At 64.5% G+C, this 23,112-nt stretch carries 25 protein-coding genes; 18 read left to right on the forward strand and 7 right to left on the reverse strand.

The window, feature by feature from the left end:
* The first annotated feature begins 49 nt into the window (after window positions 1–49).
* Entirely contained in the window at window positions 50–361 is a 312-nt protein-coding gene (locus K5H97_RS14330; RefSeq protein ID WP_051555612.1) for a hypothetical protein, read from the forward strand.
* A 3-nt stretch (window positions 362–364) separates the two neighbouring features.
* On the opposite strand, the gene K5H97_RS14335 is transcribed toward K5H97_RS14330, so the two are convergent.
* Window positions 365–1,996 (reverse strand): ATP-binding response regulator, encoded by a 1,632-nt coding sequence (locus K5H97_RS14335; protein ID WP_028688894.1) that lies wholly within the window; start codon window positions 1,994–1,996, stop codon window positions 365–367.
* Window positions 1,997–2,103: 107 nt separating this feature from the next.
* On the opposite strand from K5H97_RS14335, the gene K5H97_RS14340 reads away from it, so the two are divergent.
* A complete protein-coding gene (locus K5H97_RS14340; RefSeq protein WP_028688895.1) occupies window positions 2,104–2,718 on the forward strand; it encodes a LuxR C-terminal-related transcriptional regulator in 615 nt (204 codons plus the stop codon).
* Between the two features lie 111 nt (window positions 2,719–2,829).
* The gene (locus K5H97_RS14345; RefSeq protein ID WP_155952653.1) at window positions 2,830–3,003 is read left to right on the forward strand and encodes a hypothetical protein; all 174 of its coding nucleotides are present in this window, start codon (window positions 2,830–2,832) and stop codon (window positions 3,001–3,003) included.
* 56 nt (window positions 3,004–3,059) lie between these two features.
* Here K5H97_RS14345 and K5H97_RS14350 read toward each other — a convergent pair whose 3' ends face one another.
* Window positions 3,060–3,281 carry a DUF6555 family protein gene (locus K5H97_RS14350; RefSeq protein WP_028688896.1) on the reverse strand — a complete coding sequence of 74 codons (222 nt, stop codon included), beginning with the start codon at window positions 3,279–3,281 and terminating at the stop codon, window positions 3,060–3,062.
* A gap of 331 nt (window positions 3,282–3,612) precedes the next feature.
* Between K5H97_RS14350 and K5H97_RS14355 the strand changes: the two genes are divergently transcribed.
* Both K5H97_RS14355 and K5H97_RS14360 read left to right on the forward strand, forming a co-directional pair.
* A complete protein-coding gene (locus K5H97_RS14355; RefSeq protein WP_051555613.1) occupies window positions 3,613–3,843 on the forward strand; it encodes a hypothetical protein in 231 nt (76 codons plus the stop codon).
* Between the two features lie 76 nt (window positions 3,844–3,919).
* Window positions 3,920–8,044, forward strand: a complete 4,125-nt coding sequence (locus K5H97_RS14360; RefSeq protein ID WP_028688897.1) for a CheR family methyltransferase — start codon at window positions 3,920–3,922, stop codon at window positions 8,042–8,044.
* A 52-nt stretch (window positions 8,045–8,096) separates the two neighbouring features.
* On the opposite strand, the gene K5H97_RS14365 is transcribed toward K5H97_RS14360, so the two are convergent.
* From K5H97_RS14365 to K5H97_RS14375, 3 genes are read right to left on the reverse strand one after another with little or no spacing between them, the layout of a single operon-like run.
* Window positions 8,097–8,648 (reverse strand): ATP-dependent Clp protease proteolytic subunit, encoded by a 552-nt coding sequence (locus tag K5H97_RS14365; RefSeq protein ID WP_028688898.1) that lies wholly within the window; start codon window positions 8,646–8,648, stop codon window positions 8,097–8,099.
* Between the two features lie 14 nt (window positions 8,649–8,662).
* Entirely contained in the window at window positions 8,663–9,058 is a 396-nt protein-coding gene (locus tag K5H97_RS14370; RefSeq protein WP_028688899.1) for a low affinity iron permease family protein, read from the reverse strand.
* A complete protein-coding gene (locus K5H97_RS14375; protein WP_155952654.1) occupies window positions 9,055–9,204 on the reverse strand; it encodes a hypothetical protein in 150 nt (49 codons plus the stop codon). The genes K5H97_RS14370 and K5H97_RS14375 overlap by 4 nt, the downstream gene beginning before the upstream one ends.
* Window positions 9,205–9,435: 231 nt before the next feature.
* Between K5H97_RS14375 and K5H97_RS14380 the strand changes: the two genes are divergently transcribed.
* The 8 genes from K5H97_RS14380 to K5H97_RS14415 all read left to right on the forward strand — a co-directional run bounded on the left by K5H97_RS14380 (window position 9,436) and on the right by K5H97_RS14415 (window position 15,844).
* The gene (locus tag K5H97_RS14380; RefSeq protein WP_028688900.1) at window positions 9,436–9,720 is read left to right on the forward strand and encodes a hypothetical protein; all 285 of its coding nucleotides are present in this window, start codon (window positions 9,436–9,438) and stop codon (window positions 9,718–9,720) included.
* 323 nt (window positions 9,721–10,043) lie between these two features.
* A complete protein-coding gene (locus K5H97_RS14385; RefSeq protein ID WP_028688902.1) occupies window positions 10,044–10,586 on the forward strand; it encodes a type 1 glutamine amidotransferase domain-containing protein in 543 nt (180 codons plus the stop codon).
* A gap of 561 nt (window positions 10,587–11,147) precedes the next feature.
* Window positions 11,148–12,065, forward strand: a complete 918-nt coding sequence (locus K5H97_RS14390; protein ID WP_028688903.1) for a DUF72 domain-containing protein — start codon at window positions 11,148–11,150, stop codon at window positions 12,063–12,065.
* Window positions 12,062–12,835 (forward strand): endonuclease/exonuclease/phosphatase family protein, encoded by a 774-nt coding sequence (locus K5H97_RS14395; RefSeq protein ID WP_028688904.1) that lies wholly within the window; start codon window positions 12,062–12,064, stop codon window positions 12,833–12,835. Before K5H97_RS14390 ends, K5H97_RS14395 begins: the two co-directional genes overlap by 4 nt.
* On the forward strand, window positions 12,832–14,034 hold the full coding sequence (clsB, locus tag K5H97_RS14400) for a cardiolipin synthase ClsB (RefSeq protein ID WP_028688905.1): 1,203 nt from the start codon (window positions 12,832–12,834) through the stop codon (window positions 14,032–14,034). The genes K5H97_RS14395 and clsB overlap by 4 nt, the downstream gene beginning before the upstream one ends.
* Window positions 14,034–14,993, forward strand: a complete 960-nt coding sequence (locus K5H97_RS14405) for a lysylphosphatidylglycerol synthase domain-containing protein (protein ID WP_028688906.1) — start codon at window positions 14,034–14,036, stop codon at window positions 14,991–14,993. The genes clsB and K5H97_RS14405 overlap by 1 nt, the downstream gene beginning before the upstream one ends.
* 27 nt (window positions 14,994–15,020) lie before the next feature.
* Window positions 15,021–15,449: a hypothetical protein gene (locus K5H97_RS14410; protein WP_028688907.1), complete on the forward strand. Its 429-nt coding sequence runs from the start codon at window positions 15,021–15,023 to the stop codon at window positions 15,447–15,449.
* A gap of 17 nt (window positions 15,450–15,466) precedes the next feature.
* Window positions 15,467–15,844: a Rho termination factor N-terminal domain-containing protein gene (locus tag K5H97_RS14415; protein WP_028688908.1), complete on the forward strand. Its 378-nt coding sequence runs from the start codon at window positions 15,467–15,469 to the stop codon at window positions 15,842–15,844.
* A gap of 899 nt (window positions 15,845–16,743) precedes the next feature.
* Here the strand turns inward: K5H97_RS14415 and K5H97_RS14420 are convergent.
* Window positions 16,744–16,974: a metallothionein gene (locus tag K5H97_RS14420; protein WP_081791518.1), complete on the reverse strand. Its 231-nt coding sequence runs from the start codon at window positions 16,972–16,974 to the stop codon at window positions 16,744–16,746.
* Window positions 16,974–17,435 carry a hypothetical protein gene (locus tag K5H97_RS14425; RefSeq protein ID WP_028688909.1) on the reverse strand — a complete coding sequence of 154 codons (462 nt, stop codon included), beginning with the start codon at window positions 17,433–17,435 and terminating at the stop codon, window positions 16,974–16,976. The genes K5H97_RS14420 and K5H97_RS14425 overlap by 1 nt, the downstream gene beginning before the upstream one ends.
* A 156-nt stretch (window positions 17,436–17,591) precedes the next feature.
* Between K5H97_RS14425 and ligD the strand changes: the two genes are divergently transcribed.
* The 5 genes from ligD to K5H97_RS14450 are packed head-to-tail and all read left to right on the forward strand — an operon-like array spanning window position 17,592 to window position 23,104.
* Window positions 17,592–20,060 (forward strand): DNA ligase D, encoded by a 2,469-nt coding sequence (gene ligD, locus K5H97_RS14430; RefSeq protein WP_028688910.1) that lies wholly within the window; start codon window positions 17,592–17,594, stop codon window positions 20,058–20,060.
* Window positions 20,060–21,082, forward strand: a complete 1,023-nt coding sequence (locus K5H97_RS14435) for an acyl-CoA/acyl-ACP dehydrogenase (RefSeq protein WP_028688911.1) — start codon at window positions 20,060–20,062, stop codon at window positions 21,080–21,082. Before ligD ends, K5H97_RS14435 begins: the two co-directional genes overlap by 1 nt.
* Window positions 21,079–21,849, forward strand: coding sequence for a PIG-L deacetylase family protein (locus K5H97_RS14440; RefSeq protein WP_028688912.1), 771 nt, complete (start codon window positions 21,079–21,081; stop codon window positions 21,847–21,849). The genes K5H97_RS14435 and K5H97_RS14440 overlap by 4 nt, the downstream gene beginning before the upstream one ends.
* A complete protein-coding gene (locus K5H97_RS14445) occupies window positions 21,846–22,445 on the forward strand; it encodes a class I SAM-dependent methyltransferase (protein WP_028688913.1) in 600 nt (199 codons plus the stop codon). Before K5H97_RS14440 ends, K5H97_RS14445 begins: the two co-directional genes overlap by 4 nt.
* Entirely contained in the window at window positions 22,442–23,104 is a 663-nt protein-coding gene (locus tag K5H97_RS14450; protein WP_028688914.1) for a glycosyltransferase, read from the forward strand. Before K5H97_RS14445 ends, K5H97_RS14450 begins: the two co-directional genes overlap by 4 nt.
* Window positions 23,105–23,112: the final 8 nt, after the last annotated feature.

Below are 23,112 nucleotides of genomic sequence, written 5' to 3' on the forward strand. Positions count from 1 at the left end.
TCCTGGCGGTGGGTGCGCCGTACCGAGAACAATGCCAAGGAAGCCCGCGATGATTTCCATGTCCCTCCCCTTCAAGTCCCTGTTCCTGCTCGCCGGCCTCGCCGCCCTGACCGGTTGCCAGACCGCCAGCCCCAGCGCCGACACCCTCAAGCAGCGCGCCGAAGTCACCCTTGGCGTGCCGGTGAACAAGGTCAGCAACCTGCGCAGCGACTCCAACACCACCTACTTCAGCGCCAGCACCGCCAAGGGCCAGTATGACTGCCAGGTGGCCAGCGGAGGCCTGGTCGCGGTCGCTGGCATGGGCCTTATCACCCCGTCACCGACCTGCTGGAAAGAAGGCCAAGCCCCCGTCTTCCAGTGACGCTCAGGCATCAGCCTGAACCACCGGTGCCGTTCCCCTCTCGCGCAGGGCGCGCAACGCCGCGCGCAACTCGGCAGGTCGCACCGGCTTGGCCAGCACCGCGATGCCCCGTGCCTGCAAGGCGCCCTGCAGCCTGTCGATGTCGTGACCGGTCATGATCAGCGCCGGCACATCGGCGCCGCGCTGCGCGCGTAGCTGGTCGATACAGTCGATGCCGGTGGCCTGCGGGCCCAGGTCGTAGTCGGCGACGATCACATCGCAGTCACTGATCAGGCCAAAGGGCGAACACTCGGCCTGCACCTCGCATCCCCAGCGCTGCAGCAAGGCGCTAGTGGCCTGCAGCACGTTGTCGTCATCCTCCACCAGGCACACCCGCAGCCCCGTGAGCAGGCCCGCCTGCACGGCCTGGTCGACCGTGGCCCGCGACACCTGCGCGCAGGCTCTGGACAGCCCCTTCAAGGTCACGCAGGTGCCATGCCCCAGGCGCGAGCGCAGGCTGACCTCCAGGCCCATCAACCGCCCCAGCCGCTTGACGATGGCCAGGCCGAGGCCAACGCCCTCAACATCCTTGTCGCGCACTTCGCGCACCCGGTAGAACTCCTCGAACACTCGGCCCTGGTGCTCCTCGGCGATCCCTCTGCCCTGGTCGCAGACGACAATGGCCAGGCCCTGGCCGCGAGGCCGCACGCCGATCAGCAGCGGGCGTCCGGCGGCGTACTTGAAGCTGTTGGACAGCACGTTCTGCACCATGGTCGCCAGCATGCCCGGGTCGGCGCGAATCCAGTGATGGCTGGGCACCAGGCGCATCTCGACCCCGGCCCAGCGCGCCGCCTCGCTGTTCTGGCGCAGCAGTTCGCGCAGAAAGCCGTCCACCGCGAAAGCCTCCCACTTCGGCTGCACCCGGCCGTTGTCCAGGGTGTACAGGTCGAGGATCGAGCGGAACAGCTGCGAGACATTGAGCAGCGAACGGTCGATGCTGTCCACCAGGCGCCGCTCCTCCTCACCCAGGCGCGCCTCGCGCAGGCAGGCGGTGAACAGGCCGATGGAGTGGATCGGCTGGCGCAGGTCATGGCTGGCCTGGGCCAGGAAGCGGGATTTCTCGCGGGTCGCGGCCTCGGCCAGGGCCGTGGCCTTGCGCGTGCGCTCCAGTAGCAGGTGGGCGTAGAACGGGATCAAGGTGCTGGTGGTCAGCAGCATCGGCAGCAGGAACGGCTGTTCCTGCCAGTAAGGCGTCAGCCGCCACACCACCAGCAACGCGGCCAGGGCCAGCACCGTGGCGATGGCCAGGTAGCGCGAGCCGAAGCGCATGCCATTGCCCAGGTTGATCCATACCATCACCGCATACAGCGGCAATGCGGTCTCGCCGCCGACCACCAGGCCGAAGCAGGTACCGGTGTAGTCGCCGAGCATGCCGAAGATCCGCCGCGCCGGGTAATGCCCCGGCCAGCGCTTGATGGCCTGGCGCATGCCGATCGACACCACTACAAAACCTGCGTAGTAGAGCAGTACCGGCAGGTAGGTGGCCGGCGAGCGTCCCGGCAGGAAGCCCAACAGCGCCACGTAGCTGATCGCGCAGGAGGCGACGATGATGCGCAGGTTGGCCTGGTCCAGTTCGTTGTTCTTCTCGAACCTCATGGGGTAACGTCCTTGTGCGCCAGTCGGCATTTGCGGCATGCATCATAAGAAAATGCCGCAGTTGACTGCTAAATTAGCATGTGCCGGACGACAGGGAGTTCCTCGACGTGAGTTGCCGCATCATCGTGGCGGATGACCATCCGCTGTTCAGGGAAGCCATGGTCAACACCGTGCGACGCATCCTGCCCGACGCCCGGTTGGAGGAAGCCGGCAGCCTGGCCGATGTGCTGCGCCTGGCCACACTGGGCGAGACGCCCGACACCCTGATCCTCGACCTGCGCTTTCCCGGCCTGACCTGCATCGGTCGCCTCGCCGAGCTGCGCCTGCAGTTGCCGCGCACCACGCTGATCGTGGTGTCGATGGTCGATGACCCGCAGGTCATCTGCGAAGTCATGGCTGCGGGTGTCGATGGCTTTATCGGCAAGAGCGTAAGCCCTGGGGAAATCGGCGCGGCCATCCTCGCCATTCGCGCCGGCGAGGTGGTGGTCAACTATGTGCCCAGCGGCCTGCTGCCGCAACGGGAGGCCTCCAGCGAACTGGAACAGCTCACCGACCGCCAGCAGGACGTGCTGCGCCTGATTGCCCAGGGCAAGACCAACAAGGAGATCGCACGGGCGCTGGATATCTCGCCGTTTACCGTACGCATCCATGTGTCGTCCCTGCTCAAGACCCTCAACGTACCGACCCGCACGGCGGCGGCCGTGAAGTATTCCGAAAACTGAACGACCGCTTGTCGCCAAGCAAGGGATGAGATAGACCTTCCCACCCCCCTGCACGATCCCAATGCATGAGCAGCGAATGTTCCGCCGCACGCGTTGAGGGAGGATGCCGGCATGAACGAGAAACACGGGATGGGTTGTGGTGACGTGCAGAGCGACTGGCCGGAACTGGAGCCAGACCGACGCAACGACCAGCCCGATCCCGATGATGCGGATGCCGCCCCTGACCTTACCGAGGAAGAAAACCGCCCCGGCGTGCCGGCCAGCGATCCGGAATCCGGGGCCTAGGGCCTGGCGCGGACTTGCCCGCTGGCCAAGGGCATGTGCACTATCAAGGGCGCGAATCAGACCCGCCAGTGCACATCGGTGATGCCGTGCCGCTCGGCCAGCGGTCGGCTGACCTTTTTGATCTTTTCCCGCCCGAACTTCGGAATGATCCCCAACCCCGCATCGCAACTGGCCCAGTGCCAGGCTTCGGCATTGTCCATGTGTTCCTGGCGGATGATGAACCGCCGTGGCTCTCCGTGCAGCCGGTATTCAATGGTGTACAGCTGGGGACTAGGCATCGCCGCAGGCCCTCCTCTTCTCCATGGATGACTCTTTGACTGATCGTGGTGCGCCATGAAAATTCAAAAAAAATGCCAGACACGGTGAAGGAAGGGCCAGCCCATTACGCATCGCCGCCGCCCCATGGCTGGGTTGGAGGTGGAGGCCGTGTCACCGTGCAACCGTTTTGAGCCGTCGCAATCCGCCACAGCGCACCCATTGTTGCCCTGCTCTGGCCAACGTTAACCAGCGTGCGGGGTGCATGGGCTCGACACCGGGCAAATCATTTGCACTTATTCGCGTGGCCGGCGGTCACACCACTGAATGCCCACTTCGCACAACGGAGCTCCCATGCCCATGATACACAGCTGCCAGGCGCTCGCGCTTGAGCAGAATCGCCGGCTGTTCGCCAGCGCCTACCAACTCGAGCATGCCGCCATTGTCCTGCTCGAAGGAGATGGGCTCGACGCCAATCGCTTCGACCATTATCATCAGAAACTACGACGCAAGGCTGCTGTACGCTATCAGGAAGCCATCGAACACCTTGCACTGATTCAAGGTACCCGCTCGTCGCCAAAGTGAGCGGCAGCCTATAATCTGCGCCCAGTGCCCGGCGATTCACCCTGGGCCATTTCCAGGTCCGTACAAGGCTGATGCCATGAAGTCGTCCAGCAAATCGCCCCTCGCCTCGCCGCACAATCCGGCGCTCAGCCCCAGCCACCTGGACTTCCCCGTGGTCGGCATCGGTGCCTCGGCCGGCGGCCTGGAGGCGATCCGCCGGTTCTTCCAGCACACCCCGGACAATTCCGGCATGGCGTTCGTCGTCGTGCTGCACCTGTCCCCGGACCACCAGAGCCAAGCCGACCGGATCATCCAGGCCGTCACCCGCATGCCGGTGCGCCAGGTCAGCGAGCCGGTGCCGATCGAACGCAACCATGTCTACGTGATCTCGCCGGCCAATCGCCTGTCGACCAACGACGGCTACCTGCGGGTCAGCCCGGCCAAGCGCAACCGCGGCGATCATGTGGCCATCGACCTGTTCTTCCGCGACCTGGCCGACGTGCACAAGGATCACGCTTTCTGCGTGGTGCTCTCGGGAACCGGCAGCGACGGCGCCGTAGGCCTGTCGCGCATCAAGGAGCAAGGTGGCCTGACCCTGGTGCAGGCACCCGAGGATGCCGAATACCCCGACATGCCCCGTGCGGCGCTGGCCACCGGCATGGTCGACCTGCTGCTGCCGGTGGATGAAATGCCTGCGCGCCTGGTCGAGTTGTGGCGTACGGCGCGCCAGGTGAAGTTACCGGAAATCGAAGACGACAGCCTGCCGCCACCACTGGGAGAGCGAGAGGGCGACCCGGCGGCGAGTGACCCGCTGCTGGATGAGATCCTGCTGACGTTGCAAGGCGAGACCGGCCACGACTTCAGCCATTACAAGCGTGCCACCGTGCTGCGTCGCCTGGAGCGCCGGCTGCATGTGACCGGCCAGACAGACCTGGCCGGCTATCTCGATTTCCTGCAATGCCACCCTGAGGAATCGCGGGCGCTGCTGGCCGACATGCTGATCGGGGTGACCAACTTCTTCCGCGACCGCGAGGCGTTCGAAGCGTTGCAGCGCCATGTGATGCCCGGCCTGGTCAACATGGATGCCATTGAAGAGGCGGCGCACGAAGTGCGCATCTGGTCGGCGGGCTGCTCTACCGGCGAGGAGGCCTACAGTTTGGCGATGCTGGTGGCCGAACAGTTGGCGGTGGAGCAGCGTAGCGTCCAGGTGCAGGTATTCGCGACCGACCTCGACGAACGCGCCATCGGCCTCGGCCGTGCCGGGCAGTATCCAGACGCCATCGCCACCGACGTGTCGGCGGCGCGCCTGCGCCAGTTCTTCATCAAGGAGGATCAGCACTTCCGGGTGCGCAAGGAAATCCGGGAAAAGGTTCTGTTCGCCCGTCATAACCTGCTATCCGATCCACCGTTCTCCCAACTCGACCTGATCGTTTGCCGCAACCTGCTGATCTACCTGGACCGCGATGTGCAACGCGACATCCTGCGCCTGTTCCATTTCGCCCTGCGTCCAGGCGGCCATCTGTTCCTGGGCAGCTCCGAGTCGACGGACCTTGCGGCCGACCTGTTCGTCGCCGTGGACAAACGCAACCGCATCTTCCGCGCCCGGGAGGTGCAGACCACCAGCCATCCGGCGCGCCTGCAGGCCCCGGAACCTGCGCTCGCGTCACCTGCCCGGGCACGTAGCAGTCGCCGCTTGTCCTACGCCGAGATCCATCACCGTGCCCTCGCCCGCTGCACGCCGCCCAGCCTGGTGGTCGATACCGAGGGCAATATCCTGCACATGAGCGAAGGCGTCGGACGCTTCCTGCGTCACGCGGGTGGCGAGCTCAGCCACAACCTGCTCAACCTGGTCATCGCCCCGTTACGGCCCGCCCTGCGCAGCACCTTGCTGCAAGCGCAAGGCAGCGGCCAGGCGGTGACCTCGCGCAGGGTCGAGGTCAACCTCGACGAATACTCGACCTCGGTGCAGATCCTGATCCAACCCCACCAGGATGACCCCAGTGGCACCGACTGCCTTCTGGTGGTGTTCCAGAGCATCGAAGTCGACGGCAATGCAGGCCCCAGCCCTGCTCTCGAGCAGAGCGAAGGCATGTTGTTGACCAACCTGGAGCGCGAACTGCATCGCACACGGCTGCAATTGCAGGAAACCATCGAGCAATCGGAGTTTTCCAGCCAGGAGCTGACCGCTTCCAACGAGGAAATGCAGGCGATCAACGAGGAGCTGCGCTCGGCCAGCGAGGAGCTGGAAACCAGCAAGGAAGAGCTGCAGTCGATCAACGAAGAGCTGCTGACGGTCAACTACGAGCTCAAGACCAAGGTCGAGGAAACCGACAAGGTCAACGACTACCTGAGCAACCTGATCGCCTCGACCGACATCGCCACGGTGTTCGTCGACCGCAACCTGTGCATCCGCTGGTTCACCCCCCGGGCCACCGACATCTTCAGCATGTTGCCGGTGGACACCGGCCGTTCGCTGCTCGACATCACCCATCGCCTGGACTACCCAGGCCTGGCTGACGATGCCCGTGCGGTGGTCGAACGCGAGACCACCATCGAACGCGAAGTGCTCGGCCACAACCAGCACTGGTACCTGGCCCGCCTGCTGCCCTACCGGGCCAGCGAGCGCCACGTCGACGGCACCGTACTGACCTTCATCGACATCAGCCAGAGCCGCGCCGCGGAGGAACGCCTGCGCCAGGGCGAGGAACGCATGCGCCTGGTGGCGGAAAGCACCCATGACTTCGCCATCATCCTGCTTGACGAACAAGGCCTGATCACCGACTGGAACACGGGGGCCGCGCTGATTTTCGGCTATGGCAAGGACGAGGTCCTCGGCCGCCACTACCAGCTGATCTTCACCGAACAGGACCAGGCCAGCGGCGTGCCGGAGCGTGAACTGCGCAGCGCCCGCCTCCATGGTCGTGGTCAGGACGAGCGCTGGCACGTACGCAAGGATGGCAGCCGTTTCTATTGCAGCGGCGAGGTGTCGCGCCTCAAGGGCAGCAGCTTGCGGGGCTACGTCAAGATCGCCCGCGACCTCACCGGCCACAAGCGCCTGCACGACGAGCAGAGCAAGCAACTGGCCGAGTCGCAGAGCACCAGTCACATGAAGGACGAGTTTTTCGCCGTCATGTCCCATGAACTCAAGCACCCGCTGAACCTGATCCAGCTCAACGCCGAGATCCTGCGGCGGTCGCCGTCGGTGAAAGCCGCCAGCGCTGCCAGCAAGGCCATCGGCGTTATCTGCGACGCGGTCTCCAGTCAAGCGCGGATCATCGACGATCTGCTTGATGTCGCTCGCATCCGCACCGGCAAACTCAAGCTCAAGACCCAGGTGATCGACCTGGGCACGGTACTTCAGGGGATCCATGCTGTGGTGCTTAACGAACAGCATCTTTGCGCCGTGCGCCTGGCACTGCCTGCGGATGGCGCGCCTGTTCACGTGGAGGCCGATGGCACGCGGCTCGAGCAGATCATCTGGAATCTGCTGAACAACGCATTGAAATTCAGCCCCGCAGGCAGCGAGATTCGCGTGGTACTCGCCAGACAGGACGCCCATGCCCGCCTGGAGGTGATCGATCAGGGTGTCGGCCTGACCGAGGACAGCCTGGAGAGCGTTTTCGACCTGTTCACCCAGGCCGCCCCACAGCTGTCCGGCAACCGCGACGGCCTGGGTATCGGCCTGTCACTGGTGCGCCAGCTGGTCGAGGCCCATGGCGGGACGGTGGCGGCGTATTCCCCGGGGCTGGGTTGCGGCACGACCTTCACGGTCTGCCTGCCACTGTGCGCGCCCGGGCGTCAGGCCCCGAACGAGGCATCCGGGCAGACCAGCGACGGCCGCCTGGACGGCGTCAAGGTGCTGCTGGTGGACGACTCGGTGGAAATACTCGAGGTCATGCAGCAGTTGCTGGAGATGGAAGGCGCGCAAGTCGAGGCCTATAGCTATCCGCAAGCGGCGCTGGAGGCCGCCGCCAGCGGGCGCTACGATATCATCCTGTCCGATATCGGCATGCCGGTGATGGACGGCCACGCCCTGATCAAGGCGCTGCGTGCCCTGGGGCACCTGCGCTACACGCCGGCCATTGCCCTGACCGGCTATGGTGCCAGCGCCGACCAGTACCGCTCACGCCAATCAGGCTTCGACCGGCACCTGAGCAAACCGGTGGGGTACGACGACCTGGTCGAGGCCATAGAGACATTGTGCGGATCGGAGCCCTATTGAGCTTGGGCTGGCACAGCGTCGTCAAGACGCATTCCATCGCCCCCTGCCCCACTCATGCATGCACGCTCCATTGCACCGCATCCGCAGCGATGGGCAATTCGTCGATGGCGTGGATCATCCCGCTGACCAGGGCCTCCTCCGGCCCCAGGATACGCGGATAGGCCATCAAGTAACGCGGCACGTCCAGCACGTCGCTGGCGCCTTCGGTTCGTTCGGCGACGATCTGCGCATACAGGCGCAGGTCGTAGTCCAGGCTCATGGCGTATTCGGCCATGCGCGCATGGTCCACCGAGCCGTGCAAGGTCCAGTGGAAGGGATGGAACAGGAACTTGCTGCAGGCACAGGCGGTACGGTGAACACCGGCCAGAAACAGGATGTTGCCCATCGACTCGACCGTGCCCAGGTTGTGGGTATGCACCGGCACCGGCAAGGCGCGCAGGAAGTTGTACAGGGTAAAGCCGTAGCTGCATTCGCCGCCCATGGTGGCGATGTTCACTTGCAACAGCTCGGCGCCCTGCTGCAGGGCCTTGGAGCAGGTATTGATCAGATTGCCGCAGGTCGCGGAGTTGATCGGGCCGGTGTAGTGGATGATATGTCTGGCCATGTCGTCCTCCAGGGTCAGTCAGGCGTGTGCTTTTGCGCAAGGTCACTGCCCGGCGCCGCCAGGTCGTGCTCGCCGATCTGCTGGTAATGCTTGCGCAGCGCATGCAGTTCGGCCGGCCCCATGTCTTCGAGGTCGAGCAGGGCCTTGTGCGCCCGCTTGGTGGTGCGCAGCAGCTCGTCGATCTTGATGTGCAGCTCATCGTTGTCGCGGTTCTGGGTGTTCTGGATCAGGAACACCATGAGGAAGGTGATGATCGTGGTCGAGGTATTGATCACCAGTTGCCAGGTGTCGTTGAAGTGGAACAATGGCCCGCTGACGCCCCAGGCGATGATCAGCATCAATGCGATGACGAAGGTCACCGGGCGTCCACTGTGGCTGGCCAGCCATTGGGCAAACCGGTCGAATTTCATGCGTTGGGTCTACTCCAGGCCGGTGGCCTGGTTTCACCGGGCAGTCCCTCGATGTCCGGGTCGTCCGGCTGCACTTGCGGTTGTCCCTCACCCGGTTGCACCGTGGCTTGCGGTTGATCGTCGTCAAAAGCATTTTCGCTGTTCATGGCTCACCTCGGTTTGCGCGCCGGCATGCGGTGGAGGCGCGCAAGGCGAGCAAAGTTCCAGTTTTTCTCGCCAACCACGCGCTGTACCGCGGTTGTTCACCCGCTAAATGTTTGCCTCGCAGTCCTTCAGGCAACCGGTCCGAAAATCGGAAAATCATTGCAGTGCGATGACTCACGGCCCAGTCATAACTGAACACAGACCTTCCTGTGTTCGACCAGAGGTAAGCCATCATGGCTAACAATCAAGACAAGGGCGGCGACCGTAGCGCCGACACCAACGTGGGCAACGCCGGCCAGCAAGGGGGCCACGGCTCGGCGGGCGACATGACCGACCGGCAAAAAGGTGGCCAACGACCTGATGACAAGACCGACAAGGAGTGGGCGCAATCCCAGGACACCGGGCGACAAGGCGGGCAATCGCTGGAGCAGCCTGAGGACAAGGAAAACCTCTCCGACACCGGAACAGTCGGCGGCCAACAACGTGACCCAGGCCAACGCATGGACAAGGAACGCTGATTGCAAAGGCGTTCCCCAGGGCGACAGCGTTCGCCCTGGGGAGGTATTGGACAGTTGCGGTACAAGCACGAAGCAAGGCCGCGCTTTAGCTGACGAGGTAAAGCCCATGATAGGCCCCGATCATCCAGATCCTTATGTCGATGAAATACCGCACGACCCCGGCGACAAGGTACCGCCGCCCGATCCGAAACACGAGGCACCCGACTGGCCGGAAGGCCAAGTGGCACCCGAGGAACAATCTGACGGATGACCGCACCTTGACCTTGGGCGGCAGGAGCACAGCCCTTCGCCTCCCAGGGCCCATCGAAAACGGAGATCGAAAAATGACTGCTCAACTGAATGGCAAGCGCGTTGCCTTCCTGGTCACTGATGGTTTTGAACAGGTGGAACTGACGGGGCCTCGCGAAGCGCTCGAAACAAATGGAGCGGTAATCGACATTCTGAGTGACAAGGAGGGAACCGTTCGCGGCTGGAACCATGACAAGCCTGCCGATGAGTTTGCGGTGGACGCCACCTTCGAGAGCGCCCACCTTGATCTTTACGATGCCATTGTGGTGCCGGGGGGCGTACAGAACTCCGATACCATTCGCCTGATGCCTGCAGCGCAGAAATTGGTGAAAAGCCACGACTCGGCAAGCAGACCCTTGGCGGTCATTTGCCATGGCGCTTGGCTGCTGGTATCGAGTGATCTGGCCAAAGGCAGACGGATGACCAGCTACAAGACCTTGCAGGATGATATTCGCAACGCTGGCGGCAACTGGGTAAATGAAGAAGTGGTGGTGGACGGCAATCTGATTACCAGTCGCCAGCCAGACGATATTCCGGCCTTCAACGAGCAGTTGATCAAGGCGCTGGCCGGTAGCTAGGCAGTCCTTCGTTCCGTCAGTGGGAAGCGGCATCGGAAGAGGATTGAGAACAGGCCAGCTCACGCGCCCTGGCAACACCCCATAGCAGGGCGGTCGTCATGGACTGCCCCGGGCGCGTCCCATAGGCTTCTTCGTGGATCAATGCACCGTCCTGGCGATAGATGCCCATGAACAACTGTGTGGTTCCAACACGTGAAAGGCGCACCTGGACATCTATAGTCCAGCCGGTATCAAGTATTTCAGTGTGCGTACGGCAATGTAGCTGCGCATCCATCCAATCCCAATACGTCTGACCTCTTTCTCTCATCACGTTCTCCCACGGTGAGATCTAAGTAAGACACATTGTCGGAAACTAGGCTGACCACCGATCGTTTTTTTGGAACCCTTTCAACACGTTGAGAGGCTGATCGCTGACTTATCAGTCATAGAAAGAACCAAACGGCGGTGCCTTGTCGCCAACAAAGCTCCGCCAGGGCCGCCAGCGCCACTCGTCAATCCTGATGAACCCTCTCGCGCCGCTACCAGTCGCTACTGATAAGTACACGAACACAGGGGGCTCTCGTGAGCGAGATCCGTATTGGTATTTCCGGTTGGCGCTATGGCCCATGGCGCAAGGACTTTTACCCCAAGGGGCTACGCCAGGACGACGAACTGGCCTTCGCCTCGCGAGCGGTCAACAGCATCGAGATCAATGGTTCGTTCTACGCGCTGCAGACACCGGAACGCTATGGTCATTGGCGTGACCAAACACCCCAGGGCTTCGTGTTCTCGGTCAAGGCGCCGCGTTATATCACCCATGTGCGCAGGCTTCGAGAGATCGACGAGCCGCTTGCCAACTTCTTCGCATCGGGCCCGCTAATGCTGGGCGACAAGCTGGGGCCATTCCTGTGGCAGTTTCCGCCGAGCCTGAAATTTGATGCGCAACGCTTCAGCGATTTCCTGGCCAAGCTGCCGCGTGATCGCAACGCTGCCCGCCTCCTTGCCCGCCAGGCGGCCGAGCGCCTGCAAGACAACGGCGGCACGGCCATCCGCGGCAACCAGCGCCTGCGCCACGCCGTGGAAATTCGCCACCCCAGCTTCCTCTGCGACACCTTTATCAACCTGCTGCGCAAGCACAAGATTGCCTTGGTGGTCGCTGACAGCGCGGGCAAATGGCCTTATGTCGAGGAGATCACGGCCGATTTCGTGTACCTGCGCCTGCATGGCGATGTCGAGCTCTACAGCAGCGGCTACACCGCCAGCGCACTGCGCCGCTGGCGCCTGCGCATCCAGGCCTGGGCTGCGGGCGGCCAACCGGAAGATGCCCGGCGCGTCGTACGCCGGGCCCCTGCAAAACGCGCATCCCGTGACGTGTACTGTTACTTCGACAACGACCAGAAAGTGCATGCCCCCTACGATGCCCGCCGCCTGCTGGCCAAGCTCGGCCTTGACGGCGAGCTGGTGACCGAGCCTGGCGTCGAGCCGCAGGAGCCTCTATGAACGGGACCCTGCCCACTCCCCGCTGCATCATCGACAAGGTGACCGCCGTGCACCGCCTGACGGTGCTGACCCTCAACGTGCACAAGGGCTTTACCCTGTTCAATCGCCGTTTCATCCTGCCAGAGCTGCGCGAGGCGGTGCGCGCCACCGGGGCCGACCTGGTGTTCCTGCAAGAGGTGCATGGCAGCCACCACGGGCATGCCGAACGCCACCCGACCTGGCCGACGACGCCTCAGTACGAATTCCTCGCCGACAGCATGTGGCCGCAGTTCGCCTACGGGCGCAACGCGGTCTATCCCCATGGCGACCATGGCAACGCCCTGCTGTCCAAGTTTCCGATCCGCGCCCACGACAACCTCGACGTGACAATCCACGGCAACGAGGAACGCGGCCTGCTGCATTGCCTGCTCGAAGTGCCTGGCCATGAGCAGGTACACGCGATCTGCGTGCACCTGGGGCTGCGCGAGGCCCATCGCCAGCGCCAGGTCGGCCTGCTGCTGGCATTGCTCGACAGCCTGCCGCCGGACGAGCCGGTCATCATCGCCGGTGACTTCAACGACTGGCGCCTGAAAGTGGATTCGCGGCTCTCAGAATACCTGGTCGAGGCCTTTGGCAGGCCGGCGCGCAGCTTTCCCGCCCGCCTGCCGCTGCTGCGCCTGGACCGCATCTACCTGCGCAATGCGCAAGCCTGCCAAGCGCGGGTGTTGTCCCGATACCCCTGGTCACACCTCTCCGACCATGCCCCACTGGTGGCGCAGGTGACGCTATGAAACAGTCCTGGAGCAACGGCAACCGTGTCGAACTGTTGATCAACGGCGAGCAGTACTACCCACGTGTGTTCGAGGCCATGGGCCAGGCACGCGAGGAGATCCTCCTGGAGACCTTCATCATCTATGACGACAAGGTCGGCCAACCTTTGCGCCAGGCCCTGATCGACGCCGCGCGGCGCGGGGTGCGGGTCGAGGTGGCGGTGGACGGCTATGGCACCGCGGACCTGCCCGACGACTTCATCGCCTCGATGACCGAGGCCGGGGTGCGTTTCCATGCGTTCGATCCGCAACCCCGGCTGGCCGGCATGCGCACCAACCTGTTCCGCCGCCTGCACCGCAAGATCCTGGTGATCGATGGGCAGCGCGCGTTCATCGGCGGCATCAATTACAGCGCCGACCATCTCGGCGACTTCGGTCCGCAGGCCAAGCAGGACTACGCCGTGGAGGTCGCCGGCCCGGTGGTTGCCCAGGTACATGCATCCTCCTGCCGCCTGCTTGCACCGGTGCTGGACACCGCCAGCCAGGTCCGGCCGACCGGCATTGATGCGGGCCCGGCCAGCGCCGTGCTGGTGGAGCGCGACAACCGGCGGCATCGCAACGATATCGAGGTCTGTTACCTGCAGGTCTTCCGTGAAGCCAGGCAACGTATCGTCGTGGCCAATGCCTACTTCTTCCCGGGCTACCGTCTGCTGCGCGAGCTGCGCAACGCCGCTCGGCGCGGGGTCGAGGTGACCCTGATCCTCCAGGGGCAGCCCGACATGCGCTGGGTGCGCGCGCTCTCGCGGCTGCTCTACAACTACCTGCTGCGCGATGGCGTGCACATCCACGAGTACTGCCAGCGCCCGCTGCACGGCAAGGTGGCATTGGTGGACGACGAGTGGTCCACCGTAGGCTCGAGCAATCTCGACCCACTGAGCCTGTCGTTCAACCTGGAGGCCAACCTGCTGGTTCGCGACCGTGCGTTCAACGATGTGCTCTACCAACACTTGAGCGAGCTCACCCGCGAACACTGCAAGACCGTGACGCTGGAGCGCATGGTGCGTGGCTACTGGTGGCGCGCACCCTTGATCTTCCTGGGCTTCCACATCACCCGCTATTTCCCGCGTATCGCCGGCTGGTTCCCGGCGCACCGGCAACGCCTGCAGTCGTTGCAAGCCGACAGCGAGGCCCCGGCCGGCTACCACGGGGGTAAGACCTGATGGCCACGCCACGCTGGAAGACCTGGGGCAAACGCCTGCTGACCGTGCTGTTCCTGGTGCTGGTCCCGGTGCTGCTGTTCACCCTGGCGCGTAACCTGGACTGGAACGAAGTCCGCCAGTCGCTGCTGGCCTACCGACCCTCGACCCTGGCCCTGGGGTTGCTGCTGGCCCTGTGCAGCTACCTGGTGTTCGCCAGCTACGACCTGCTCGCCCGGGCCTACACCGGCCATCGCCTGCCGGCCCGCCAGGTGCTGCCGGTGGCGTTCGTGTGTTATGCGTTCAACCTCAACTTCACCACCTGGGTCGGTGGCGTGGCCCTGCGTTATCGCCTGTACGGCAGGCTGGGGCTCGACACGCCAACCATCACCCGCATCCTCACCCTGGGTCTGTTGACCAACTGGATGGGCTACCTGTTGTTGGCCGGCACCGTGTTCGCCCTTGGCATGGTCAAGCTGCCGGAAAACTGGGCGGTGGGGGCTGGGGGTCTGCGCCTGATCGGCGTACTGATGATGGCGGTCGCGTTGACTTACCTGTTCGCCTGCGCCTTCGCCAAGCGGCGAACGTGGGACCTGCGCGGGCACGAAGTCACCCTGCCGGGCCTGCGCCTGGCGCTGTGCCAGGTGGCCCTGGGCGCGAGCAACTGGGCACTGATGGCAGCACTGATCCACCTGCTGCTGCCACCAGACCTGTTCTATCCGTCGGTATTGGGCGTGCTGCTGATCAGCTGCGTGGCGGGCGTGGTCGCCCATATTCCCGCAGGGCTCGGCGTGCTGGAGGCCGTGTTCCTCGCCCTGCTCCATGGCCAGCTCGGTCAGGGCGAGCTGGTCGCCGCGCTGCTGGGTTATCGAACGTTGTACTACCTGATTCCGCTGTTGTTGGCGGTGTTCACCTACCTGATCCTCGAGAAGCGCGCCAAGGCCTTGCGCCAACAGACCGGGCCGGCCCTCGACAAGCGCTGATGGGCCATCGGGCCCGGGAGGTACATCATGCGGTTCATTCTGTACATGGCACTGCTGGGCACCTTGGCCAGCGGGCAGGTGCTGGCCGAAGGCTGTGATGTGGTCACCCGCTCCTCCAGCGAGGCGGTCAAGCCGGTACAGCAGCACACGTGCTACAGCTACGGCAACATGCCGGCCGAAGCGATCGCCTGGTCGTGCAGCAACGAAAGCAAGGAAATGCTCAACAGCCAGAAGCGCCGGGTCGAGCGTTGCGCCGACGGCAGCGTCGGCAGCTGCATCGCGCCGCTGACCCAGGAGACCCTGGCCAACCCCGATGCCGCCGGACGTGGTGGGCCCTCTACCCGCCCAGCCGTGCCCAAGGATGCGCGGATCATCACCTATTACTACGACACCCCGAGCCTGGGCCAGGCGCGCAGCGATTGCGAGCGCAACAACGGGGTCTGGCAGACTCACTGACGCAGAGGAGAACGACCATGCCACGTGGAGACAAAGACAAGTACACCGACAAGCAGAAACGCAAGGCCGAGCACATCGAGCAGAGCTACGAGGACAAGGGCGTGTCCAAGGACGAAGCCGAAGCCCGCGCCTGGGCCACGGTCAACAAGCACTCAGGAGGCGGCGAGCGCAAAGGCGGTTCCGGGCAGAAGAAAAGCCCGGCGGCCAAGGCCCAGGCGCGGGCTTCATCGGCCCGGCGCGCGGTGGCGACCAAGCATGGCGTGCCTCGCCCCGGACAGCGGCTGGAGGACATGACCAAGGCTGAACTGATGGACCGTGCGCGCAAGCGGCACATTGCCGGGCGCTCGAGCATGCGCAAGGGAGAATTGATCGAGGCCTTACGCAAGGTGGCTTGAGACGCGCCGGCGTCCCCCCGAGGCAAGCTCGGCGCTGTGCCGTTGCCGTTGCCGTTGCCGTTGCCGTTGCCGTTGCCGTTGCCGATCAAGAGTCTAGCGCCATAGCCCGCTAGCGACAGCTGCGTCAGCCCAGGCGCCGCCCGTAACTTCGCGACTTCAGGAGGCCGAACGCAGGCCTTGCGAAGGGAGGTGACGGGCATGGATGCCCGTCAAGCGCTGGGGCCCAGGATGGGCCCTGCAGCGCGGTCCTCCCGGGAGCAAGGCCGGAGTGAGGGGACCCGGAGCGAAGCGTAGGGCCGGATGAATGGAGCGAGGATTTTTTGGTTCCTTTTTGATCCTTCAAAAAGGAACTCGCCGTAAGGGCGAAAAGGTGACTTTGCGTCGACATCGCAAATGAATGCACTTACAACTATTAAAACCGACTCCGACCGCATTTGACTTTGACTTTGACTTTGAGAGAGTTTGTTTTGAAAGTTATATGCGCATTCATTTGCGATGGTGACGCAAAGTCACCTTTCCGCCCTTACGGCGGGTAACTTTTTGAAGGATCAAAAAGTCACCAAAAAATCCTCGCTCCATTCATCCGGCCCCTACGCTTCGCTCCGGGGTCCCCTCGCTCCGTTCTTGCTCCCGGGAGGACCGCGCTGAACGCCCCATCCTGGGGCGCAGCGCTTGACGGGCATCCATGCCCGTCACCTCCCTCCGCAAGAACTCCGCTCGGCCTCCTGAAGTCGCAATTGGCGGCGTCTGAACTATTGTGCACTTAGAAGCAAGATCAAGATCAAGATCAAGATCAAGATCAAGATCAAAAGAGCTGCTATTGAATGGTGCGCATGTTGATATAATAACTCCCCTTCACCGGAGATTCTAACGAAACAGCCGTCGAGAATGAAAGAACTTTATGGCGATATAGGATCACTCGCCGGGAATGTTTCATCCAAAGCGTTATCGACATTGCTCTCCTTCGGCTGGGTTATCTCTCCACATTTGCAGTCCGCCATACGACAAGCCTCCCCATTGCTATGCCCCGTCGCGCAGGCTTCGCAGCAATAGGCCTTGCCATCCTGGACCAGGGCATTGGCATCTACGGTGCAGGAACAGTGGTTGCAGGAACAGCGTTGCTCATTCATCACGGCTCTCTCCTGTCGTCATCAGGCACCACCTCATCGGTCCACGGCTCACCGTCCAATGGCGCCGAGCGGGCGAGTTCGGCCTCGTCCAGGCCGATGCCGCCACCGATCTCGTGGGCGTCCACCTGGCGCAGGTCCTGGTCGGCAGGCCCGCCGCCTGTGCCAGGCTCATGCGGGTCGCGAGCGCCGGTTTCATCAAACAGCGTGTCTGGGCTCAAATCGTCGAGGGTGACATTGTCCTCGTGCAGGCTATCGCTCAGGGCCTCGCCGCCGGTCATGCCGCTTTCGGCGACACGTCGGGGCGGGTAATCCTCGGCGATTTCGCGCGCCGGACGCTCGTCGCCGACACGCCCCTGGCGTTCATCGCGGCGCTCGCTGAAATCCAGTTCGTGGACACTGCCCATGCGGTCCTCGGTGTCGTCGATATCAACCTGCGGTCTTGGGTCATCGGGTCTAGGCATGAACGTTCTCCATCAGTGGGCTTCACACGGTCGACTGCCCCCACGAAGCAATAATTCAGAGTTTCTTCACAAAGCACCGCCCCACGCTTTTTTTGAACTCCACGCCGCGCCGCCACCTCCCAATCTTGAGACCCGCGAACCCTCCCGGAGCCCGCCATGGCCAAGCCCCTGCAGGAATACCAGCGCAAGCGCGACTTCAACGCCACGCCCGAGCCGGCTGGCAAGCGCGCCAAGCCACACTCGGCCCACGCGCTGCAGTACTGCATCCAGAAACACGATGCCAGCCACCTGCACTACGACTTCCGCCTGGAACTCGACGGCACCCTCAAGAGCTGGGCGATCCCCAAGGGCCCCTCGCTCGACCCCAAGGTTCGGCGCCTAGCAGTGCACGTGGAGGATCACCCGCTGGACTATGCCAACTTCGAAGGGCACATCCCCGAAGGCCATTACGGCGCCGGTGATGTGATCGTCTGGGACCGGGGTGTCTGGGAGCCCGAGGGCGATCCGCATGAAGCCTATGCCAAGGGCAAGCTGCGCTTTCGCCTGCAGGGCGAAAAACTATCTGGAATCTGGAACCTGTTCCGCACCCACCTGGCCGGCAAGAAAGAGCAGTGGATGCTGGTCAAGTCCCATGACGGACAGGCGCGCAGCGAAACGGACTACCGCATCGTCGAAGCCCTGCCGGACAGCGTGCTGAGCGACCGCACCCTGCCACCACGGCGCCCAGCCAAGGCAACCGCTTCCACGCGCAAGCGCAAGGCCGGTCGCAAGTCCCTGCCGGCGCTTCTTACGCCACAGCTGGCCACGTTGGTCGACTCCCCGCCCAGCGGCGACTGGCGTTACGAAGTCAAATTCGACGGCTACCGGATCCTGGCGCGCATCGACGGTGACGACATACGCCTGTTCACCCGCAATGGCCACGACTGGAGTACTAAGATGCCCCGCCAGGTCGAGGCGCTCAAGGCGCTGGGGCTCGATGCCGCATGGCTGGACGGCGAGATGGTGGTGGTCGACGACAACGGCGTGGCCGACTTCCAGGCCTTGCAGAACGCCTTCGACACCGAGCACGACGAACACATCACCTACTACCTGTTCGACCTGCCCTGGCTGGGCGATGAGGACCTGCGCGAACTGCCGCTACAGGCACGTCGCAACACCCTGGCCAAGCTGCTGGATGACCACGCCTCGCCGCTGCTCAGGTACTCCGCCGATTTCAATGAGCCGATCGATTCGCTACTCGACAGCGCCTGCCAGCTGGAACTCGAGGGGCTGATCGGCAAACGTGCCGACAGCCCCTATGTCGGCCGGCGCAGCAGCGACTGGATCAAACTCAAGTGCAAGCAGCGCCAGGAATTCGTGATCGTCGGCTATACCGACCCAAAGGGTAGCCGCCACGGTTTCGGCGCCCTGCTGCTGGCCCTGCACGACCACGACAGCGGCCAGCTGCGCTACGCCGGCAAGGTCGGCACCGGCTTCAGCGCCGCCACCCTGGACAGCATCCTCGCTCGCCTGAAACCGCTGCAGACCGCCAAGTCGCCCTTGGCCAGCCCCCCCACCGGAGCAGAAGCCCGCGGCGTGCATTGGCTCAAGCCGCAACTGCTGGCGGAAGTCGCCTACGCCCAGATGACCCGCGAAGGCATCGTGCGCCATTCGGTGTTCCACGGTCTGCGCGACGACAAACCCGCCACCGCCATCGACCTGGAGCGAGCGATGCCCGCCAAGCGCGCAGCACAGACACGACCCGAGGGCCTGGTCAACCTGCGCCTGACCCACCCCGAGCGCGTGGTCGACGCGACCACCGGGGCCACCAAGCGCCAGGTCGCTCAGTACTACGCCCAGGTCGCCGACCGGCTGCTGCCGCAGCTCAAGGATCGGCCTGTCGCCCTGGTCCGGGCACCGGATGGCCTGGGCGGCGAGCTGTTCTTCCAGAAGAACGCCGGCCATCTGCACATTCCCCACGTGCTCAGCTACAGCAAGGCCCAGGCTGGCCAGGCGGCCATGGTGCTCAACCGCGCCGACAGCCTGCTGGGCGCGGTGCAGATGAACACGCTCGAATTGCACACCTGGAATGCCACCACCAAGGACTTCGACAAGCCCGACCGCTTCGTCCTCGACCTCGACCCTGATCCCGCACTGCCCTGGAAAGCCATGCTCGAGGCCACCCAACTGACCCTCACCCTGCTCGATGAGCTGGGGCTGAAGGTGTTCCTCAAGACCAGCGGCGGCAAGGGCATGCACCTCGTCGTGCCGTTGACCCGGCGCGCCGGCTGGGACGAAGTGAAGGACTTCAGCCATGCCTTGGTCGAGCACATGGCCGGCCTGTTCCCTGATCGGCTCAGCGCCGTGTCCGGGCCAAAGAACCGGGTCGGGCGGATCTTCATCGACTACCTGCGCAATGGCAAGGGCGCCACCACCGTCGCCGCCTATTCGCTGCGCGCCCGCGAGGGCTTGCCGGTGTCGGTGCCGATCTGGCGTGAGGAACTGACCCAACTCAAAGGCACGAACCAATGGAACATCGGCAACCTCCAGGCCCGGCTTGCCGAGGTGGACGATCCGTGGGCCGACATGGCCAAAACCCGCCAGTCGATCACCGTGCGCATGCGCAAGCAATTGGGGATCGCCTGATGGAACCGACCCCCTTCGATCAACTGCTACACCGGCTATCTACCCGGGCGCAGCCCCTCGAACTCGAACCCTTGCTGCCGGAACTGCTGCAGGCTCTGCAGCGCGAACACCTTGACCTGCTCCCCTTGCCCGGTCAGGGGCGGACCCTGGAGCGCTGGCGGGCCCTGGCGCGGGTCGCTGCTTGCGATCTCAGCCTGGCCAAACTCTACGAGGGCCATACCGACGCCCTGGCGATCCTTGCCGAATGCGGCGCAGCCCATCATGCCGGCGAAGGGACCTGGGGCGTGTGGGCTGCGGAGCCGCCGGATGCCCGCGCCCTCATCGTCGAACGGAACGCCGAGCAGGTTCGCCTGCGAGGCCGCAAGGCCTGGTGTTCGGGAGCGTTGCAGATCGACCGTGCGCTGCTGACCGCCTGGCAAGACGACCAGCCTCAACTGGTGGCCATCGAGCTTGGCCACCCGAGCCAGCGTGTCCAGGCCGACCACTGGCAGGCTGTTGGCATGGCCGCCACCGCCAGTGTCGCCATCGTGTTCGACGATTCGCCCGGGCTGGCCATCGGCGAACCCGGCCAGTACCTGTCCCGCCCAGGTTTCTGGCACGGGGGCGCGGGCATCGCCGCCTGCTGGTACGGCGCGGCCGCAGCCTTGGCGGACTACCTGCGCGAACACTGTCGCAAACCCCGGCCCGACCCACACGCCGACGCACACCTGGGCGCCGTCGATGCGGCCTTGTTCGGAGCCCGCGCCGCCCTGCGAGAATGCGCCGCCTGGATCGACCGCCACCCAGGCGACGATGCCAGTTACGAGGTACGCCGCACCCGCGCCCAGGTCGAGCAGGCGGTCGAGCAGGTCATCCAGCATGTCGGCCGGGCATTGGGCGCAACGCCGTACTGTCGCAACAGCCATTTCGCCCGGCTCAGCGCCGACCTGCCGGTATACCTGCGGCAAAGTCACGCTGAACGCGACCTGGCCGAGCTGGGACGGCAACTGACCGATAGGCCTGAAGGAGCATGGAAACTATGAGCCAGAATCTGATCCAGGCCGCTCACGGCACGCCTTGGAGCGCCTGGCAACAGTCCGCGTACCTGGCCCGTGCAACCTGGCTGACGCCCGACCGACTGTGCCCGCCCGGCAGACGCCTGGTGCTGCTGGCGCCGCATCCGGACGACGAGATCCTCATGGCCGGCGGTCTGTTGGCCAGCTTCCACGGCCGGGAACAGGACCTGGTACTGATTTCCGCCACCAACGGCGAGGCCAGCCATCCTCACTCCAACCAATGGACCGAGCACCGCCTGCGCCATCAGCGCCCTCTGGAGAGCCGCCATGCCCTGCAAAAGCTGGAGCTGGACCTCAACCGCGTCGAATGGCGACGGCTCAACCTCAAGGACGGCGCCCTGCCCCGCGATGAGGCGTTCCTGGTCGCGCACCTGGAGCAATTGCTGCAGCCCGACGACCTGCTGCTGACCACCTGGCGGGGTGATGGGCACTGCGATCATGAAGCGGCCGGCCGCGCCTGCGCCAGGGCGGCGCAATCGTGTCGCGCGCAACTGGCCGAGGTGCCGGTCTGGGCGTGGCACTGGGCCGCACCCGACGATCCTAGGCTGCCGTGGCCCCGGGCACATCGCCTGTCGCTCGACGAGGCGCGTCTGGCGCGCAAACGCGAAGCCCTGGCCGCCCATGCCAGCCAGTTGCAGCCCGATGGCGACCATCCGCCGGTACTGCCCGAACACCTGCAGGCCTGCCTGCTGCAACCCTTCGAACTGGTCTTCCTGTCAATGGAGTCGCCATGAGCCTCGACGCGCAGTATTTTGCCGACCTGTATGCCGACAACGACGACCCATGGGCCTTTCGTACCCGCTGGTATGAACGGCGCAAGCGCGACCTGGCCCTGGCCAGCCTGCCCCGCCAATACTACGAGCGCGTCTTCGAGCCGGCCTGCGCCAACGGTGAACTGAGCATCCTGCTGGCCGAGCGCTGCGCCGAGCTGCTGTGCCAGGACATCGACCCCACCGCCGTGGCCCTGGCCCGCCAGCGGCTGGCGGGCGCGAGCCATGCCCGCGTCGAACAGGGCCACCTCCCGGGTGACTGGCCGGGCGGACAGTTCGACCTGATCGTGCTCAGCGAGATCGGCTACTACCTGGCACCCACCGAGTGGCTGCAGGTGATCGAGCAATCGGTGGCTAGCCTGAGCCATGACGGCGGCCTGCTGGCCTGCCACTGGCGCCATCCCATTGCCGCTTGCCCGCAGGAGGGTGGCGAGGTCCATGCCCTGCTGGCCCGACACCTGCCACTTTACCCGCTGCTGCGCCACGAGGAGGCGGATTTCCTGCTCGAGTACTGGTCGTGCCAGCCCAGCGCCGTGGACCTGAACGAGACCTGCCCATGATCGCCGTCATCATTCCGGCCCACAACGAGGCCCGCCGCCTCGGGCACTGCCTCGCCGCCGTCAAGCTGGCGGTAGCGCGGGCCGAGGCGGCGGGCCTGGTGGTCGAGGTGCTGGTGGTCCTCGATCGCTGCGTCGATGCCAGCGCGCGAATCGCCCGCCGCCATGGCGTGCATACCATGGTGTTGGAGGCCGGCAACGTCGGCATTGCCCGGCGCCTGGGCGCGGCATGGATGATCGACCGCGGCGCCCAGTGGTTGGCGTTTACCGATGCCGACAGCCGCGTACCCGTGCACTGGCTGGTGTCGCAACTGCAATGGCATGCCGACGCGGTCTGCGGCACGGTGCACATCGAGCGCTGGCAACCCTGGCAAGGCGCCGCTCTGCGCCAGTTGTACCGCAGCCGTTACCAGGCCCGGGACGGCCATCGGCATATTCACGGCGCCAACCTGGGCGTCTGCGCCAAGGCCTATGAGCGCGTCGGCGGATTCCAGCCATTGCCGGCCCACGAAGATGTGCAACTGGTGCTGGCCCTCGAGGCCAGTGGCGCGCAGATTGTCTGGACGGCGGCGCACAGCGTGGCCACCAGCAGTCGCCGGGACAGCCGCGCCCGCCAGGGCTTCGGCGACTACCTGAATGGGCTGGAGGGGCAACTACCGTAACCTCTGCG

Source organism: Pseudomonas mosselii (assembly GCF_019823065.1).
Classification (GTDB): domain Bacteria; phylum Pseudomonadota; class Gammaproteobacteria; order Pseudomonadales; family Pseudomonadaceae; genus Aquipseudomonas; species Aquipseudomonas mosselii.

Excerpts from the sequence above, each read along its gene's own strand:
- K5H97_RS14330 (WP_051555612.1), top strand. The coding sequence starts at position 50 with ATGATTTCCATGTCCCTCCCCTTCAAGTCCCTGTTCCTGCTCGCCGGC.
- K5H97_RS14335 (WP_028688894.1), bottom strand. The coding sequence starts at position 1,996 with ATGAGGTTCGAGAAGAACAACGAACTGGACCAGGCCAACCTGCGCATC.
- K5H97_RS14345 (WP_155952653.1), top strand. The coding sequence starts at position 2,830 with ATGAACGAGAAACACGGGATGGGTTGTGGTGACGTGCAGAGCGACTGG.
- K5H97_RS14350 (WP_028688896.1), bottom strand. The coding sequence starts at position 3,281 with ATGCCTAGTCCCCAGCTGTACACCATTGAATACCGGCTGCACGGAGAG.
- K5H97_RS14355 (WP_051555613.1), top strand. The coding sequence starts at position 3,613 with ATGCCCATGATACACAGCTGCCAGGCGCTCGCGCTTGAGCAGAATCGC.
- K5H97_RS14360 (WP_028688897.1), top strand. The coding sequence starts at position 3,920 with ATGAAGTCGTCCAGCAAATCGCCCCTCGCCTCGCCGCACAATCCGGCG.
- K5H97_RS14365 (WP_028688898.1), bottom strand. The coding sequence starts at position 8,648 with ATGGCCAGACATATCATCCACTACACCGGCCCGATCAACTCCGCGACC.
- K5H97_RS14370 (WP_028688899.1), bottom strand. The coding sequence starts at position 9,058 with ATGAAATTCGACCGGTTTGCCCAATGGCTGGCCAGCCACAGTGGACGC.
- K5H97_RS14375 (WP_155952654.1), bottom strand. The coding sequence starts at position 9,204 with ATGAACAGCGAAAATGCTTTTGACGACGATCAACCGCAAGCCACGGTG.
- K5H97_RS14380 (WP_028688900.1), top strand. The coding sequence starts at position 9,436 with ATGGCTAACAATCAAGACAAGGGCGGCGACCGTAGCGCCGACACCAAC.
- K5H97_RS14385 (WP_028688902.1), top strand. The coding sequence starts at position 10,044 with ATGACTGCTCAACTGAATGGCAAGCGCGTTGCCTTCCTGGTCACTGAT.
- K5H97_RS14395 (WP_028688904.1), top strand. The coding sequence starts at position 12,062 with ATGAACGGGACCCTGCCCACTCCCCGCTGCATCATCGACAAGGTGACC.
- clsB (WP_028688905.1), top strand. The coding sequence starts at position 12,832 with ATGAAACAGTCCTGGAGCAACGGCAACCGTGTCGAACTGTTGATCAAC.
- K5H97_RS14405 (WP_028688906.1), top strand. The coding sequence starts at position 14,034 with ATGGCCACGCCACGCTGGAAGACCTGGGGCAAACGCCTGCTGACCGTG.
- K5H97_RS14410 (WP_028688907.1), top strand. The coding sequence starts at position 15,021 with ATGCGGTTCATTCTGTACATGGCACTGCTGGGCACCTTGGCCAGCGGG.
- K5H97_RS14415 (WP_028688908.1), top strand. The coding sequence starts at position 15,467 with ATGCCACGTGGAGACAAAGACAAGTACACCGACAAGCAGAAACGCAAG.
- K5H97_RS14420 (WP_081791518.1), bottom strand. The coding sequence starts at position 16,974 with ATGAATGAGCAACGCTGTTCCTGCAACCACTGTTCCTGCACCGTAGAT.
- K5H97_RS14425 (WP_028688909.1), bottom strand. The coding sequence starts at position 17,435 with ATGCCTAGACCCGATGACCCAAGACCGCAGGTTGATATCGACGACACC.
- ligD (WP_028688910.1), top strand. The coding sequence starts at position 17,592 with ATGGCCAAGCCCCTGCAGGAATACCAGCGCAAGCGCGACTTCAACGCC.
- K5H97_RS14435 (WP_028688911.1), top strand. The coding sequence starts at position 20,060 with ATGGAACCGACCCCCTTCGATCAACTGCTACACCGGCTATCTACCCGG.
- K5H97_RS14440 (WP_028688912.1), top strand. The coding sequence starts at position 21,079 with ATGAGCCAGAATCTGATCCAGGCCGCTCACGGCACGCCTTGGAGCGCC.
- K5H97_RS14445 (WP_028688913.1), top strand. The coding sequence starts at position 21,846 with ATGAGCCTCGACGCGCAGTATTTTGCCGACCTGTATGCCGACAACGAC.
- K5H97_RS14450 (WP_028688914.1), top strand. The coding sequence starts at position 22,442 with ATGATCGCCGTCATCATTCCGGCCCACAACGAGGCCCGCCGCCTCGGG.